Source organism: Burkholderia sp. Bmkn7 (assembly GCF_041103175.1).
GTDB lineage: Bacteria > Pseudomonadota > Gammaproteobacteria > Burkholderiales > Burkholderiaceae > Burkholderia > Burkholderia cepacia.
Genome location: NZ_JBGCUH010000002.1, coordinates 940072 through 957084 on the forward strand (window position 1 = coordinate 940072; position 17013 = coordinate 957084).

Annotated in this window: 14 protein-coding genes; 10 read left to right on the forward strand and 4 right to left on the reverse strand. The window is 64.2% G+C overall.

Features of this window, described 5'->3' with window-relative positions; all coding sequences use genetic code 11:
* Positions 1-119: 119 nt before the first annotated feature.
* From AB3K92_RS10170 to AB3K92_RS10195, 6 genes are all read left to right on the forward strand, one after another.
* Positions 120-494, forward strand: coding sequence for a VOC family protein (locus AB3K92_RS10170; RefSeq protein WP_021156694.1), 375 nt, complete (start codon positions 120-122; stop codon positions 492-494).
* A 127-nt stretch (positions 495-621) separates the two neighbouring features.
* Positions 622-849 carry a hypothetical protein gene (locus AB3K92_RS10175; RefSeq protein ID WP_021156695.1) on the forward strand — a complete coding sequence of 76 codons (228 nt, stop codon included), beginning with the start codon at positions 622-624 and terminating at the stop codon, positions 847-849.
* 157 nt (positions 850-1006) lie between these two features.
* A complete protein-coding gene (locus AB3K92_RS10180; RefSeq protein ID WP_060376961.1) occupies positions 1007-1450 on the forward strand; it encodes a hypothetical protein in 444 nt (147 codons plus the stop codon).
* Between the two features lie 108 nt (positions 1451-1558).
* Positions 1559-2095, forward strand: a complete 537-nt coding sequence (locus tag AB3K92_RS10185; RefSeq protein ID WP_369464950.1) for a GNAT family N-acetyltransferase — start codon at positions 1559-1561, stop codon at positions 2093-2095.
* 44 nt (positions 2096-2139) lie between these two features.
* Positions 2140-4032, forward strand: coding sequence for an SAM-dependent methyltransferase (locus tag AB3K92_RS10190; RefSeq protein WP_369464951.1), 1893 nt, complete (start codon positions 2140-2142; stop codon positions 4030-4032).
* 105 nt (positions 4033-4137) lie between these two features.
* A complete protein-coding gene (locus AB3K92_RS10195; RefSeq protein ID WP_021156699.1) occupies positions 4138-4815 on the forward strand; it encodes a hypothetical protein in 678 nt (225 codons plus the stop codon).
* An 83-nt stretch (positions 4816-4898) separates the two neighbouring features.
* Here the strand turns inward: AB3K92_RS10195 and AB3K92_RS10200 are convergent, their stop codons facing one another.
* The gene (locus tag AB3K92_RS10200) at positions 4899-5870 is read right to left on the reverse strand and encodes a LysR substrate-binding domain-containing protein (protein ID WP_021156700.1); all 972 of its coding nucleotides are present in this window, start codon (positions 5868-5870) and stop codon (positions 4899-4901) included.
* Between the two features lie 136 nt (positions 5871-6006).
* On the opposite strand from AB3K92_RS10200, the gene AB3K92_RS10205 reads away from it, so the two are divergent.
* Positions 6007-8307, forward strand: a complete 2301-nt coding sequence (locus tag AB3K92_RS10205; RefSeq protein ID WP_369464952.1) for an NADP-dependent malic enzyme — start codon at positions 6007-6009, stop codon at positions 8305-8307.
* Positions 8308-8330: 23 nt separating this feature from the next.
* Here AB3K92_RS10205 and AB3K92_RS10210 read toward each other — a convergent pair whose 3' ends face one another.
* On the reverse strand, positions 8331-9017 hold the full coding sequence (locus AB3K92_RS10210; protein ID WP_369464953.1) for a TetR/AcrR family transcriptional regulator: 687 nt from the start codon (positions 9015-9017) through the stop codon (positions 8331-8333).
* A 99-nt stretch (positions 9018-9116) separates the two neighbouring features.
* On the opposite strand from AB3K92_RS10210, the gene fabF reads away from it, so the two are divergent.
* Complete coding sequence (fabF, locus tag AB3K92_RS10215) at positions 9117-10406, forward strand: beta-ketoacyl-ACP synthase II (RefSeq protein ID WP_369465774.1); 1290 nt, start codon at positions 9117-9119, stop codon at positions 10404-10406.
* A 742-nt stretch (positions 10407-11148) separates the two neighbouring features.
* Entirely contained in the window at positions 11149-12051 is a 903-nt protein-coding gene (locus AB3K92_RS10220) for a hypothetical protein (protein ID WP_224052045.1), read from the forward strand.
* Positions 12052-12091: 40 nt separating this feature from the next.
* Here the strand turns inward: AB3K92_RS10220 and AB3K92_RS10225 are convergent, their stop codons facing one another.
* Both AB3K92_RS10225 and AB3K92_RS10230 read right to left on the reverse strand, forming a co-directional pair.
* Positions 12092-13786: a bacteriophage N4 adsorption protein A gene (locus tag AB3K92_RS10225; protein ID WP_048021638.1), complete on the reverse strand. Its 1695-nt coding sequence runs from the start codon at positions 13784-13786 to the stop codon at positions 12092-12094.
* Positions 13783-15744: a glycosyl transferase family protein gene (locus tag AB3K92_RS10230; protein ID WP_059654021.1), complete on the reverse strand. Its 1962-nt coding sequence runs from the start codon at positions 15742-15744 to the stop codon at positions 13783-13785. The genes AB3K92_RS10225 and AB3K92_RS10230 overlap by 4 nt, the downstream gene beginning before the upstream one ends.
* A 961-nt stretch (positions 15745-16705) precedes the next feature.
* Here AB3K92_RS10230 and AB3K92_RS10235 point away from each other — a divergent pair.
* Entirely contained in the window at positions 16706-17011 is a 306-nt protein-coding gene (locus tag AB3K92_RS10235; protein ID WP_081058816.1) for a hypothetical protein, read from the forward strand.
* Positions 17012-17013 lie beyond the last annotated feature (2 nt).

Sequence of the window (17013 nt, forward strand, 5' to 3'; positions counted from 1 at the left end):
CGGGCTTTTTTTGTTCGAGGGCGGGCAGGTGTGCCACCGATCGCTGCATGTGGCAACATCGCGGTGATTTGCATATCCGATCCGGGTGCCGGCAGACCCATCCATCCGAAGGGGGAGTCATGTTTGACCATGTCAAATTCGGCGTGAGCGACTTTGCAGCCAGCAAGACGTTTTTCCTCAACGCACTTGAACCGCTTGGCGTCGTGGTGGTGGGTGAGGGCGATCCGTCGTACGGCATCGAGATGTCGCCACCTGGCAAACCATCGTTGTGCCTGTTCCAGACGTCGGAGAAGCCGGCGCATCTTCACATCGCGTTCGTGGCCGACGACCGGCAGCAGGTCGATGCGTTCTATCGCGCGGCGCTGGAGGCGGGCGGGAAGGACAATGGCGCGCCGGGGCTGCGGCCGCATTATCACGCGAACTACTACGCGGCATTTGTCATCGGGCCGGACGGGCACAATATCGAGGTGGTGTGCCATCAGGCGCAGGGGTGATGCCCTGTCGGGCAGCATGGGGCGGCGCGGCGGCTTGCAAGGTCAGGTGCGGAGGGACGGCGGTCGACCGACGCCGTCGAATCGATGAGCGAACGCATGCCTCATGCGAGCAACGGAGCTTTCCGGGATGAGTGACATCGCCATTGACCTGCCTTTTCCCGTCATCGCGATTCTCATGGGGGCCATCTACTGGCCCGTGACGCTTTGCGTCGGCGCTGTCGGGTTGTATGTCGGCGTGGCGCGCCTGCGCGGTATCGGGCGCGTTGTGTGCGTCGCCATTGCACTCCTGTTCATCGTTGATGCCGGCGCGGGGATCTACGAGGCTCTCCGGCAGGGCTTGAATGCTTCGCACTAGACGCGTGTTCGGCGTGCGTGCGCGTACGCGTACGCGTCTGCGGCGATCGCGGATGGACTAGACTCGGCCGAAACTCGCTGCGTCGTGAAATCGGCAAGCGGCAAATACGATACGAACACAATCCGGGGCGGGGAGCGCAAGCTTCCTGAAAGAGACGATGCCAATCAGCAAGTTGAAGGCCATGCCGGCGTTTCGCGCCGACGCACCGCTGCAGATCCGTCACGCTATCGCGCTCTTCACGATCGTCTGGCTCATCGAGGCCGGATTCGCCGTCTGGCTCACGATGCTGGGTTTCGACCAGGCTGGCGAAATCCCCGCGGCGAAAGCCGTGCTCATGCGCAAAGGCGCTGCGATGATCGGGATCATCCAGGCCTTCTGGCTTTTGCTGAACGCGAGCCTGATCGTGGGCCTGTGCCAGCGACAAAAGCTGGCGCGTGTGCTGGAACTGGGGCTCACGGTCGTCACGACGATGGCCCTTCTCGTGATGGGGCTCCCTTTCAGGCTGAGCCTGATCGAAGTGGGCTTTCTCGCCAATGCGATCGCGACCGTGCTCATTTACACGGGCCCGTGTACGCGCTGGTTCCAGACGGCAGCTTCATGAGAGCGTCGTCCCTTCGGCTGACCGGGCGAGTGCCCGCTGTCGAAAATGCGGCTTGGCGGGATGGCGGCTGCCGAGCCGCGACGTGACGACGCCACGGAGAAACGGGCGATGACTTCGACAAGCATCCGCAGGGCAACGGCAGACGACGTACCGGCGCTGACCCGGATCCGGAACGACGCACACGCGAAGAAGCTCACGTACGGCGACCATGCGTGGGGCAAGGAAGGCGACGGATTCTCCGAACGGTGGGTGCGGCGCAACGTTTCTGAAAAGGACGTGTATGTCGTCGAGCTGGACGGCGCGTTGGCCGGAACGTTCTCGCTCGGCTTCGGCGAAGACCGGCACTGGGGGCCGCAGGCACCGATCGCCGGTTACGTGCACGGGCTTTGCGTGCGGCAAGGCTTCAACGGGCTCGGGCTCGGCGGTTTCATGCTCGACTGGTGCGCTCGCCAGGTGAGCAGCTTGAACCGGCATTATGTCCGGCTCGATTGCGCTGTCGAAAACGTGACGCTCTGCGCTTATTACGAGTCGCTTGACTTCATTCGCGTGGGGTTGATATCGGACGGGATTGTCTGGTCGCTGTACGAGAAACCCGCTCCTTGGCGTTCAACTGGATACGCCCCCTTCGATTTCCCTTGCACCTGACGCTACGTCAGCTTTTATGGTCGACACCGACGACCGGGAAAAAAATGCGACTGAAAATCGGCGATCTGGCGAAGAAGGCGGGACTGAGCGTCCGTGCGTTGCACCACTACGATGCGATCGGGCTGCTGTCGCCGACGCAGCGCACGGACGGCGGCGCGCGCCTGTATGGGCGGGACGACCTCATCCGGCTGCATCGGATCGAGGCGCTGAAACGCTTCGGGTATTCGCTGCCGGACATCAAGGCGAGCCTCGACGGCCAACTGGCCGGCTCGCCGCTCCAGCTTCTGCAGCGCCAGATCGCGGAACTCGATGCACAGGCATCGCGCGCGCAGCGCCTGAGTCGTCACCTGCAATACATCGTGGACATGATCGCCGCCGGCGACGAGACCACGGCGACCGACTGGCTGAACGCTCTGGAGTGGATGAACATGATCCAAAAACACCTTGAAGACGACGAACTCGATGCGTTGCTCGCATCCGAGCCGGATACGATCGCGCCGACGGATCCGTCGTGGGCCGCGCTGATCGAAGAAGTTCGCGTTGCCCGGCAGCAGGCGCTGCCGGCCGGCAGCGAGGCCGCCCAGGCACTGGCGTGGCGCTGGATCCGGCTCGTGGTCCGGATGACCCGCAACGATCCGACGCTCGCGACCAAGCTGATGGCGATTCAGCTCGACGAACCGCGTGCTCCGCAAATCGTCGGCATCACGGCGGAGATGCTGGCATGGATCGACGAAGCGTTCGTGCACGCGCGCTGCGCGCTGCTTGCGAAACACCTCGACCCGACCCAGGCCGACGAGGTGCGGCGGCGCCAGTTCGCCGCCATGAAGCATCGAGCGTGGCCGGCGCTGGTGGTCGAACTGAGAGCGCAAATGGATGCGGGCGTCGACGCCGGCGCCGCACCGGTGCAGGCGATCGTCAAGCGCTGGCAGCAGCTGTTTCTCGACAGCTTCTGCGGCGACGACGCGGCGCTCGAAGCACGCGTGCGCGATGCGATGATGCGCGAACCGGATCTGCAACTGGGCATCGGCCTCGACGATGCGTTGCTTGCTTATCTGAACCGGGCGTATGTCGTCGGCCCCGACACGACGCCGGTGAACGCCGGGCCCAAGCCGAGCGCGTTGCTGGTGGCCACGCAGCGGGCCGCGCACCAGCTGCTCGACCGGCCGCTGGTGCTCGACGATCCGGCCGCGCTGACCGTCCTCGGTGCGGCTGAGGCGCAAGCCTTGCGCGACAACCTCGACAAGTTCCGCCAGCCAATGACGGTGGGTATGCGCAGTACGGTGGTGGTACGCAGCCGGCTTGCCGACGACGTGTGGGCCGACGCGATCGAACGCGGCATCCGCCAGTATGTGGTGCTGGGTGCGGGGCTCGATACCAGCGCATACCGGCGAGCCGATGCGCCGGGGCGCGTGTTCGAGGTCGACCTGCCGGCGACGCAGGCGTGGAAGCAGGCTCGTTTGCGCGAGGCGGGCATGGCGGTGCCGCCGTCGCTGCAATTCGTGCCGGTCGATTTCGAGCGGGTCGGTCTCGCGCAAGGGCTGGCGCGCGCCGGTTTCGATGCCGATGCACCGGCGCTGTTCAGCTGGCTCGGCGTGACGATGTATCTCGACGAGGCCGCGGTGATCGACACGCTGCGCTTCATCGCCGGGTGTGCCAAAGGCAGCGCGGTCCTGCTCGAATATGTGGTTCCGCTGTCGAGCCTGCCGCCGATCATGCGCATCGCGATGGAGCAGATGACGGCGCGATTCGCCGAGCGTGGCGAGCCGTGGAAAAGCTTCTTCGAACCCGACGCACTGACCGCGACGCTCGCCGCGCTGGGCTTCAGCCACAGCAACACATGGACGCCGGACGAGTTGAACCGGCGCTATCTCGCGAATCGCGCCGACGGGCTGCACATCGGCGCGTCGCCGGGGCGGCTGGTTCTGGCGACGGTCTGACGAACCGGCGCGACGCGCAGCGCCGGCCGCAACCGCCCATTCGACAGAAGCGGCCGGATCATCGACAATTCGCGGCTATCAAAACATGAGAGAGAGGGCAGGTGCATGCGCAGGGTCGTCAAGTCGCTCGGGGTGATCCTGGGCATTTCCGTCGCCGGCATCGCGGGTGCGCAGGCCGCCCCGAGCGAACCGGCATTCCCGCGTTTCACCCAGGCGGAGGGCCGGCAGGATTCGGACGGGCTTCCGCTGTCCGGCGTGAAACTCTGCGTGCTCCCCGATCGTGCGCCGTGCTTCGAGATGCCACCCGAGCCGGTTCCCCATTCGTCGAAGGAGCTTTACCAGTTCGGTCTGATGCCGCGGTCCGAGCGGCTGCCGATTGCGTCGGGCGGCTCGTGGGTGTTCTTCTCGGGGATGTTCTCGGGCGGGGGCAGCGGGATGCTGGAGCGCGTGGCGATATTGCGTTATGGCGCGAACGGCAAGATCGAGAACCTGATGCCGGAAGTCACCCAGACCGAGACGGCCGATCGCGCGATGTGGAAGGTGCCGGACGTGTCACCCTATCCGGTGTTCGTGCGGGCGGACTTCGTGTGGGCCGACGACGAGGATCATTTCGGCAAGCACTTTTTCGTCGTCGACGCGTGGACGTTCGATCCCGCCATCGGGCAGTACAGGAAGCGGTTTTCCTACCGGACCGCGAAGCGTTATGACCGCGGCGAGGGCTCGGATCACGTGTTGAGCGCCGAGCGTGCGGACATTCTGCGTCACCTCGCCGCCAGCAAGTAGCGCGCTGCCGGTGCGGCGAGCCGCCGCCGCGCGCGTGGGTTGCCGGCGGGGGCGAACCGCCGTTCAGGCGGCCGCCCGCAGCCTCATCGCTGCGCTTCCCCGTAAGTCTCCCTGCATACCTCGCGCAACGCGTCGACGAGCAGATCCCGCGCCGGCGAGCGCGAATCGGCGGCGCGGGTAAAGAGCGCGATGGGCGGGAGTGTCCAGACCAGCGAGTACGGCACGATCGCCACGCCGGCGATCCGCACCAGTTCTTCCGCGATGTCGGCGGGCACGATCGATACGGCCTCGTCGCTCGACGCGATCATCTCGCCGATCAGCTTGGACGAGTAACTTTCGACGATCGGCACGGGCGGCGGGATGCCGGCCGACAGGAACAGGTCGGTGACCTGTTCCCGCATCGGCGTATGCGGGGCGCCGAGAATCCAGTCGAGCGCGTGCAGCTTGTGCCAGTCCAGCGCGGTGCGGGCCAGCTTCGCGGCAAGACGCCGGCTCGCGATCATGCGCGGCTGCTGCTGGTACAGCACCTCGAAGGAAACCTGCCCCAGGTCGATCGCCGACGACGCCCGCCCGATCACGATGTCGACGCTGTGGTCCTTGAGCTGCAGCAGGAGCTGATCGCTGGTGCCTTCGTGAATCGTCACGGTCAGGCGCCGTTCCATGCGCGCCTGCAGCCGCTTGAGCGCCGCCGACAGCATCTGCCCGGAAATGAACGGGATCACGCCGATGTGCAGGTGGGCCGCATGCCCGGCGGCGACGGCCTCCATTTCGCGGGCGAGGTGGTCGAGATCCTTGATCATCGCCTTCGCCCGCTCGAGCACGACCGCGCCGAGCGCGGTAGGCCGCATGCCGCGCGACGAGCGCTCGAAGAGCGGCGTGCCGAACATGCTCTCCAGCTCGGACAGCGCGTTCGTCACGGCCGGCTGGCTGCTGGCCATGTGCTCCGCGACACGCGTCAGCGACCCGTGCTGCTGGATCTGCAGCAACAGCACCAGGTGCCGCATCTTCAGGCGCGCGCCCAGCCGCCTGACCACGTCGTTCGCGTCAAAAGTCATTGACTGGTCACGTATTCATCATGAAAAAGTGATGGAGCGATATTAAAACAGAATCATCACCTTATGGCGGATCCCTAGAATCACCTTCAAGGATCGCGCCGGGACTGGCCTGGCGCCCGTGCCCGGATCGAAAAACATGAAACAGACTGAGACACAGCAGCAGGCAGCGTTCGACTATCACGAATTTCCGACCCCGGGAAAGATCTCGGTCGTCGCCAGCAAGCCGCTCGTGACGCAGCGCGATCTCGCGTTGGCGTACACGCCGGGCGTGGCGGGCGTGTGCGAGGCCATCGCCGCCGATCCGCTGCAGGCGCACCGCTTCACCAGCCGCGGCAACCTGGTCGGCGTGATCACGAACGGCACGGCCGTGCTGGGTCTGGGCAACATCGGCCCGCTCGCCTCCAAGCCGGTCATGGAAGGCAAGGCCGTGCTCTTCAAGAAGTTCGCGGGGATCGACGTCTTCGACATCGAGATCAACGAAACCGATCCCGACAAGCTGGTCGACATCATCGCGGGCCTCGAGCCCACCTTCGGCGGCATCAACCTCGAGGACATCAAGGCGCCCGAATGCTTCACCGTCGAGCAGAAGCTGCGCGAACGCATGAAGATCCCGGTCTTCCATGACGATCAGCACGGCACCGCCATCACCGTGTCCGCCGCGTTCATCAACGGGCTGAAGGTCGTCGGCAAGTCGATTTCGGAAGTGAAGGTCGTGACGTCGGGCGCAGGGGCCGCCGCGCTGGCCTGTCTGGACCTGCTGGTCGACCTCGGGCTGCCGGTCGAGAACGTGTGGGTGACCGATATCGAAGGCGTCGTCTATCGCGGGCGCACCGCGCTGATGGACCCGGCCAAGTCGCGCTTTGCGCAGGAAACCGATGCGCGCAAGCTGGCCGACGTGATCGGCGGCGCGGACGTGTTCCTGGGCCTGTCGGTCGGCGGCATCCTGAGTGCCGAGATGCTGAAGGAGATGGCGCCGCGCCCGCTGATTCTCGCGCTGGCCAATCCCACGCCGGAAATCTTCCCGGAACTGGCGCATGCGACGCGCGACGACGTCGTCATCGCGACGGGCCGTTCGGACTACCCGAACCAGGTCAACAACGTCCTCTGCTTCCCGTACATCTTCCGCGGCGCGCTGGACGTGGGCGCGACGACGATCACCCGCGACATGGAGATCGCCGCGGTGCACGCGATCGCGGGGCTGGCCGAGGAAGAGCAGAACGAAGTCGTCGCGGCGGCCTACGGCGCATACGACGTGGCGTTCGGCGCGCAATACCTGATTCCGAAGCCGTTCGACCCGCGCCTGATCGTCCGTATCGCGCCGGCCGTGGCGAAGGCGGCGATGGAGGGCGGCGTGGCGAAGCGCCCGCTGACGGATCTCGACGCGTATGTCGAGCAACTGCAGCAATTCGTCTACCACTCCGGCGCGTTCATGAAGCCGCTGTTCGCGACGGCGCGCCGGCTGGTGCGTGACGGCGGCAAGGCGCGGATCGTCTTCACCGAAGGCGAGGACGAGCGCGTGCTCCGCGCGGTGCAGGTGATCGTCGACGAGAAGCTGGCGCGTCCGATCCTGGTCGGGCGCCCGGAAGTGCTGCTGGCGCGCATCGAGCGGTTCGGCTTGCGGATCCGGCTCGGCCAGGATGTCGAGGTGACGAACCCCGAGTACGACGAGCGGTTCCCGCAGTACTGGACGACGTATTGGGAGCTGCGCTGCCGGGATGGCATCTCGAAGGAAATGGCGCGGGTCGAGATGCGGCGCCGCCTGACGCTGATCGGCGCGATGATGGTGCGGCTCGGCGATGCGGACGGGATGATTTGCGGCACGGTCGGCGAATATCACAACCACCTGCGGTTCGTCGACGAGGTGATTGGCAGGAAGCCGGGTGCGTCCACGTATGCGGCGATGAACATCCTGTTGCTCGACCAGCGGACGGTCGCGCTGGTGGACACGCACGTCAACGACAATCCCGATGCCGAGCAGATCGCGGAATTCACGATTGCCGCGGCTCGTCAGATGGAATGGCTGAACCTCACGCCGAAGGCGGCGTTGCTGTCGCGGTCGAACTTCGGGTCGGGGAGTGCGGCGTCGGGCGTGAAGATGCGCCGGGCGCTGGAGATCATCCGGGGGCAGGCGCCCGATATCGAGGCGGACGGCGAGATGCATGGCGACTGCGCGCTCGACGAGGGCTTGCGGTCGAGGCTGCTGCCGATGTCGCCGCTGAAGGGGGCGGCGAACCTGCTCGTGTGCCCGAACGTGGATGCGGGGAATATCGCGTACAACCTGCTCAAGACGGAGGCGGGCAGCAATGTGGCGGTGGGGCCGTTCCTGTTGGGCGTCAACGCGCCGGTGAACATTCTGACGTCCAGCGCGACGGTGCGGCGGATCGTGAACATGACGGCGTTGACGGTGATCGAGGCGAACCGGAACGCGTTTGTTTGAGCGGAAACCGGAAGGGGGCGGGTTCACCGGACGCGGTGTGGTTCGGGGGGACTCGCCCCTTCGGCGATCGATTTCCAGTCGCGCCCGTCGACGTTGGCTTCATCGAGGCCCCATGTGGCCGCAAGATGATCGCGCAAGGTCGCGAGAATCTCGTCCGATAGCGCGGGCAATCCCCGCGCGGTGGCTCGGGCGAGGATCAATCCGCCCACCATTGTCGACAGCATCGAAATTGCTCGAACCCGGTCCTCGGGTTCGATCTGCGCAGCCTCGGTGCCATCGGGCCTCCGCTGCGCGAATAGCGTCATGTAGCGCCCGATGCCTTGGGCGAAAGCGTCTGCGATCGCACCCGTTTCGCGTGCCGCGTCTGCCGCGAGCGCGGCCACCGGGCAGCCCTGGCCGACACTGTCGCGATGCTGCGGCGACAGGTAATTCGCGACGCCGGCTCGAAGGAACCCGTCGGCGTCGGTGTTCGCATCGGCATCCGGTGTCTCCAGCTCGGAGAGTTTCCACTCGAACGCATATTCCGCGGCCTCCGCTGCCAGTGCATCCTTCGATTCGAAGTGCCGGTACAGCCCGCCGTGGGTGAGCCCGGCCTCGCGTGTGATGTCGGCCACTCCCACGCCGGTGAAACCGCGTTCGCGGTACAGCCGGGCCGCGGCCTGCAGGATGGCGAGGCGGTTCTCGGCCACCTGCGTTTTCGAGACTTTCATGAAGATCCTTTCGTGCGCATGGCATTGCGTGTTGATGACAATCATACTCAATACTGTATGATGTCGATCATCATCAATAGATCGACCAGGACAGAATCCATGCACATCATGCCCACTGCGAACCGCCGAATCGTCGTCACCGGGATGGGAATGGTCTCGCCGCTGGGGTGCGGAGTCGAGCTGGCGTGGCAGCGGCTGCTGGCCGGTCAGTCAGGCTTGCGCCGGCTACCGGATTCGATGACGGCGGACATCGCGGCCCGCGTGGGCGGTGTGGTGCCCGATGTGCACGAGGACGGGTGCGGCGGCTTCGACATCGACCGCATCGTGTCGACCAAGGACCAGCGCAAGATCGACCGCTTCATCGCCTTCGCGCTCGCCGCCGCGCAAGAGGCACTCGCGCAGGCGCAATGGGCTCCGGCCGACGAAGCGTCCCAGCGGCGCACCGCCACGGTCATCGCGTCGGGCATCGGTGGATTTCCGGCGATTGCGGGCGCGGTGCGGACGACCGAGACGCGCGGACCGAAGCGTCTGTCGCCGTTCACGATCCCCTCGTTTCTCGTCAACCTTGCCGCGGGCCACGTGTCGATCCGGCACGGCCTGAAGGGGCCGATGGGTGCCCCGGTGACGGCTTGTGCCGCGAGCATCCAGGCCATCGGCGACGCGGCACGGCTGATCCGCTGCGGCGAGGCCGACATCGCGGTGTGCGGTGGCGCCGAGGCCGCAATCGATCGCGTCAGCCTGGGCGCCTTCGCCGCAGCGAAGACCTTGTCCACCGGCTTCAATGACACGCCCACCCGCGCATCGCGACCCTTCGACCGGGCCCGCGACGGTTTCGTGATGGGCGAAGGCGCCGGCATGCTGGTGATCGAATCGCTCGAGCACGCGCTTGCGCGCGGCGCCGCGCCCCTGGTCGAACTCATTGGATATGGCACCAGCGCCGATGCGTTTCACATTACCTCCGGCCCCGAAGACGGCAGCGGCGCGCGACGCTCGATGCAGACGGCGCTGACGCAGGCCGGCCTGACTCCGTCCAACCTGCAGCATCTCAACGCTCATGCCACCTCGACGCCGGTCGGCGACCTGGGCGAATTGGCCGCGGTGCGCGACCTGTTCGGCGTCGACGTCCCGCTCGCCATCACCTCCACCAAGTCGGCGACGGGCCACTTGCTGGGCGCGGCCGGTGGCGTAGCGGCGATCTTCACCGCCCTGGCCTTGCGCGATCAGGTCGTCCCGATGACGCTGAACCTCGAACAGCCGGACGCACTCGCCGAGGGCCTGGACATCGTGCGCGATGCGCCGCGGCACATGCCGATCGTTCACGCGATGGCCAACGGTTTCGGCTTCGGCGGCGTGAACGCCAGCGTCGTCTTCAAGCGTTGGGGAGCGTGATGTCGCATGCGTCTGCGAAGCCTGCCGGGTGCCGGTGGCCCGGTCGGCTTCTCGATCGGCGATCGGTTCACGGTCAAACGCTCGGCGGATGCCTGAAGTCCGGGCCATTCGCCGAAACCCTTCGGGGCACGGTCTAATCGGAATATTCAATTGAGCATTCGCTCTCGGCATCAGCGAATGCGCCAGAGTGCGTCGGCTTCGGGTCGATCACGGCCCGTGATGGCGTGACGGCGAAGCAATCCCAGGTCTGATCTGACGCAGGCCGAGAGATCAGGGTTTTGACTTACCCGTCTGATCTCACTCTCGCGACGGACGTTCCGGCCGCCCTGATTTCTTCGGGCCGTTTCAACGAGGCGCGGCCCTGGCGAGCGGCTCCCTTCACGCTGCCGCGCTTGTCAGTCGAAATCCGTTGTTACCGGCTTGGGATGTCCGCAATCGTTTGCAAGCAACCACCCGGATATCGGCTAAACCCTTGGACGCCTCCACCGCGTCTCCGCGCCTCGTGCCGATTTAATCAGTATTTCGTAACAATCGCCCGTCGCGACACGCCGGATAGCGCGTATTCGATACCAATCCTAACGAAGTTTTAGGGCCCGCTACTTCGCGTATCATCCGATAATTAGCTTTTATTTTCGTCTAAAATCGCGCTTCCTCTTACTTTATAACGGAAAGCGTTTTGAAAGGACTGACGAAAAAAATCTCGCGCACGGCCATCGCCGCATGCGTCGCTTATGCCGGGCTCATGCCTTTATCCCGGCCCGCCGAAGCCCAGGTCGAACCTCTGAAGAATCCCGTCTACGGTGTGACCCTCGACGACCTGACCAAACTGGACGCCATCGTCGCGTCGCTGCAGAACCTGCCGTACAAGCCCACCGTGCGTGTCGTGTTCGATCCGGGTACGTCGGCCGCCGACTACTACGCGCCTCTGCTGCGCCTGCACGCAGTCGCGTACGTGATGGGCGAAGTCTACGATTCCTACTATTTCCCGACGGATCTCGCCACGTATCAGGCGCGCACGCAGGAACTGGTGTCGCAGCTGAAGAACACCGTCGACGTCTGGGAGATCGCGAACGAAATCAACGGCGAATGGCTGCGTAACAACCCGAGCGGCACGAATTCCGTGGTCAACTCGCAAGAGCAGCAGATCGGCCAGATGGTTGCGGCGGCCAACCAGATCGTCAAATCGAACGGCGGCAAGACGGCCATCACGCTGTACTACAACGACGACAGCAAGGGCAACAACTGCTGGGAGAAGCCGCAGGATTACTGGAAGACGTGGCCGACCACGTTCCTGTCGTCGACGGTCCGCCAGCAGGCCGACTACGCGCTGTTCAGCTACTACCCGTATCAGGATTGCCCGGGGCTGAACCCGACGTGGAAGAACGATTTCGCGGCGCTGGAAAGCATCTTCCCGAACGCGAAGGTCGGCTTCGGTGAAATCGGCACCTCGGATACCTCCGCGCCCGCATCGGTGCAGCAGAACCTGATCAAGACCTACTACCCGATGGTCAACAGCATGGCCGATCCGCGTTTCATCGGCGGATTCTTCTGGTGGAACTACGTCGAGCAAATGCTCCCGTATTCGACGAGCTCGTACTTCCAGCTGTTGCGTCAGACGATCATCACGCTCAAGGCGCCCAACTAAGCGAAAAGCGCCATCCAGGAGCAAGCGTCAGCGTCGTTGGTTAGAACCACAATGTCGCGCGTACCACGAGACCACGTGCGCGTGCCGCTGACGTCAATCCGAACCGGTATTGCACCGTGACATCCAGATAACTTGCCGGCGCGCTGTACCGCCCTTCGCGGAACCAGTACCGCAACTGGATGCCGGGCCCGGCGCCGATCGCCGTCTTTTCCGGCTGTCGATTGTCGTGATCGCCGGCCACCGCCGCGTGCGGGTAGATGGTCAGCCGATCGCTGATCATCGGCAAACGCCAGGTGTGCCCGTAACGCAACTCCGAATAAATGATGTATCGACCCGCGCTGATGAAGTACGCGCCCTCGACATACGCCTGCCAGCTGCGCCAGCTCGGTTCGGTCACCCTCAGGTCGGTCCCGGCCTCCGACGAATAACCCACGCGCATCAGCCAGTCCGTCATCGACAGGCTGCCGACGTGGAACAGCCGCTCGGCGGTCAGCACGACGTTCTGGTCGGGCAGCGGCTTGTAGCGCGCGCCCACCGAACCCTGCACGGTCGGCATGCCGGTCACGTTGCCCGTCCCGTCGTAGGCCGTGCCGTATCCACGCACGAAGAACTGGAAGATGCGGCCGTTCTGGTAGCCGATCTTCGGCGGCTGCCAATACGCTTCGATACCCGGCTGCAACACGCTGATCGTGCCTTGCGGGCCGAACGCGGCCGACTGGTACGGCGCGCTCAGCACGAAGCCCCAGGTGCGCTGAAGCTGCTCGACTTCCCGTCGATAGCCGAACTTGTGCTGCGCATCGAATTTGTGTTCGTTCTCGTCGGCGTCGAGGCTGTGCTCGAACAGGTCGATGGACTCGTCGTTCAACCCGATCCGCTTGGCGGCATAACCCGCGTCCGCGTAGTTCATCGCGTTGCCGGCGCCGCCGGCGAATCCCTCCTGGAATGCGTCGAGTGCCTCGCGATCCTTGTGGTCGCGCAGCAGGTCATAGGCTTCCTGCAATTTCTGTTGCGCGGTATTGTCCACCGGCGCCTGGGCGGGCTGGTCTTCCTGCCGCGCCTGCGCCGCGATCGATGCGGCCATGTTGCGCTCGCCTTCGGTCGTCGCATCGCCGGCCGCGAGATCCGCCATCCGGATCGCGGTATCGCGGTCGCCCGCCTGCAGGCTCAACTGCGCGATGCGCAGCTGCACCACGGCCGATTTTTCATCGGCGAGCGGGGCCAGCGCAATGCCGGCTTCATGCGGACGATTCGCCGCGAGAGCGCTGTCCGACCAGGCGAGACGCAGGTTGCGCTGCTGCTCCTTGCTCCATGTCCCGGTTGCGACGGCGGCCGAGAAATCGCTGCAGGCGACGTCGTAGCGCATCTGCCGCTGCGCCAGGTAGCCGTGCTGCGCGCGCACCGCCGCACTCTTCGGAAAACGAACCATCAGCGATTCCACCAAGGCGTCCGCTTCGTCGACCTTTCCTTCCCGCCTGTATACGTCGACGAGCAGCAGCCCGAGCTGTTCGCTACCGGGCTGAATCCGGATGGCGCGCGACGCATACACTTCCGCGAGGGGCAGGTCGCCGGCATTGATCGCCTTGTAGGCGCTGTCGGCGAGCCGGTAGGCCTTGGGCGTCAGCGGCTGCGCGGCGGAGGCCGGCGCGTGCCACGCCAGCGACACGGCGATCGCCAGTGCGCTCAACCGTGCGCAGCGCTTGAGGCCGGCCGCGATCGGGGGTTTCGAATGCTTCATGCCTGTTCTCCCGACGGTTTCGTCACGAGGGCGCCCTGCTGCGCCGCCGGGTCGCCGTCGCGTGCGCGGGCGAGTTCGACGAAGCGCGAGTGCCGCGAGAGTTCGGCGGCAATCTCCGCATCGCAGGCGATGAAGTAGGCCACGTTCGATCGCGCGCCGCGCCGCACGACGTCCTGTTCGTCCGGCGTGAGCGGTCGCCCGACCGCAACGTTCAACGTGCCGTCTTCCGCGGTCGAAAACGGCACGGCGTGGTACGCGTACTGCAGCTCGAATGCCAGCGAATCCGCGAAGTGGCCCACCGCGACGTTGCCGAGGCTCACCCGGGGCAGTTCGGCTTGCTCGGCGATTGCATCCGCGAGCGATTCGGCGGATATCGCGCAGCCTTCGACCAGCAGTTCACCGAGACGTTTGCCGCAGGTCAGCTGCTTCTCGAGGCTCGCCTGCAATTGCTCCAGCGTGACCACGCCCCAGCCGACCAGGATCTCGCCGACTTTCATGCGCGCTTTCCCGAGCGCTTCGTTCGACAGGTAGGTATGGCTGGTCTTGTCCCACGCGATGGGCTTGCCGGTCACCAGGTGGCCGATGTAGATGCGCCACGCGCGGCAAACCGCGTAGAAATTGATCAGGTTGTTGACGAACATCCGCGGGATCGACAACAGCCCCTGGGTCGGGCCGTTCAGCTTGCTGACGAAATGGAAGCGCTGGCCGGCCCGCGCAAACAGCATGGCGGTGTTGATCCACAGCAGCGGCGCGACCCAGTGGCTCGCCATGAAGAGCGGGGCGCCGACGGGGATGACATGGAGGGATCGCTGAAGTGCGCCGAGCAACAGGAAGTTGACCAGCACGCCATAGGCAATGACCGAAAACAGCGAGGTCACGATGCCCTTGCGATCGTGGAAGAACATGTATCGGGTGAGAAGATTGCCTTTCCAGCCGAGTTGCTCCCAGCCCTGAAAGGCGATGCCGAGGATCCAGCGCGTGCGCTGACGGTACGCGGTACGAAATGTCTTCGGAAAATACTCGCGCGTGGCCAGCAGGTTGCGATTGGCGACGCTACCCGTTGCGCGTCTTTCCGCTGCATCGCGCGTGATGCCCGTCAATGGAATGCATGCAAAGGTTTCCTTCATCCCCAGGTCTCTCAACCGGAAGCTGAAGTCGTAGTCCTCGGTCAGCGAACTGGTGTTGAACGGCGAGCCGTTGCGTTCCTTCATCGCCGCTTCGATCGAGCGCCTGCTGTAGCACGATGCAACGCCCGCGCCCGGGACGACGCCGGTCAGGCGGGCCCGAACCGGCACGTCCTTCTGGTGCGTTTCGCTGAAATCGTCCAGGTAGCATCCGGCGACGAACTCGTTCCATTTTCGCGGCAAGGACAGCACGGGAAGCTGGACCAGGTCGCTATCCGCCACTGCGTGGTTGAGGTACTTGAGTTCGACCGGATGAATGACGTCCTCGCAGTCGTGCATGACGACGCCCGCGAATTGAATCCGGTGGACCGCTTCGTAGCGCAGGATCGCTTCGATGATCCAGTTCAGGCAGTCCGCCTTGCAGGTCGGCCCGTCGTTCATCACGGTCGCGCGCGTGACCCTGCCCGGGTACCGGCGGACCATGCGTTCGACCTCGGCCGTGGTTTCGGCATCGTTGTGATAGGTGCCGACGAATATCACGTAGCGCTCGTACTCGAGGGTCGCCAAGGTGTTTTCGATCATCTTGGCGATCACGTCGTATTCCTTCCAGGCCGGAACCATCAGCGCCAGATGCCGTTCTTCCAGCCCGCGCAGCATGCCGATATCGATCGTTTGCGATTTTTCACGGCGCAGGATGCGCCGGATTTCAAACGACCAGTAACAGGCATCCAGCGTGAGGTCATCCAGTGTGCTCACCAGGATGACAATTGCGGTCACAATGGCGACAAGGTTAAGTGCGTATAAGTACGCACTCCAAATCATGTTATCCATCATTTTTTCCGCGATTTTATCTTTTATTTGATTATTTCCCCTCGTATCGACGAAAGACGAAAGTTCCCCGTCCTCGCCGGCCCCGTCACGTCCACTCCGTGGCTTGCGCCGCGCGAATTCCCGCCGTTCGAAAAAGCCGGCAGCACGCGAGCTTTCCCGATGTGGTCACGTTGCATCGCGAACGATGCGACGTGTTCAGTGGATGACTTTTTGACTGCCCGTTTACCGCTTGCCTGCCTGCCTCCGTCCCTGCATTCCTGATCGCTTGCAGCCGCTCTCCACCCGACGCTTGCGCAGTGCCCCCGCGCACCGACTCCGCAGCACACAGGTCATGTAGCAAGTCGTGCGCCATCGCTGCGCGACCCTTGACGTTACGTACATCGCGGCTAGCCGAACGGGATCGGCCCGCCGAATCCGAGCCAAATGTTTCAGTGCTGAAACACGCCGTCGATCGACCGGATGACACATCGTTTCCCGACCCGCTGCCGGGCCTCGATTGTCGCTGTCGGGAAATCGTCACGCGATTCCGGCGGTGACCAGCCGGATGAACCGGCGTCGAACCGGAAAGCCGGTGCTTCAGTCGTCATTGCACATGCATGTCGTCGGAGGAAATTTTCGCGTCGTGCTCGGCGAAGCTCGGCGATTGACTGGTTTTCCCTGAATCGTACGAACAGGGTTCGCGCGTTTGTCCGATTAAATTCATGACACCGCCGCGTTGCACGCCTGAAACGTTTTATCGACGCAATTTTTGAGTGGCGTCGATGCGTCAATTTCACCCCCTTAACGCAAGCCCATTTGCGACCGATGGTACGGATCTAGCTTGAAAGTAAAGCCATCTCCTCCCGGATTTATTTGTCTGGTTTCAATTGCGCAGCAAAAATCAACGACATGGCGCCCCGATTCCGGAGGGTGATTCTCCATGCTCGTCTCGTGAGCGAGATGAACTTATTTTGCATATCAAAGGATGAAAATCATGCCTTCGCATCGCAATGAATCTTTTCGAAACGGGTTGAGCATCGCCGGATCACTCGTCGCATTGATCACCACGTTCGCCATCGCCGTCGGCGTTCAGGATGCGAATGCGCAGGCGACAGGCAACGCTTCCGTCATGAACATCAAGCCGCCTCCGCTCCCGAACGGCTCGGCTCACGTCAACGTGAAAGCAGGGATGGCCGACGAGGATTGGGAGAAGGCATACAAGGAAACGGGGCGCCCGAAGTTCACCAAGAATTCCGTCAAGAAACTCAACGGCAATGTGGAACGCGACTAGGG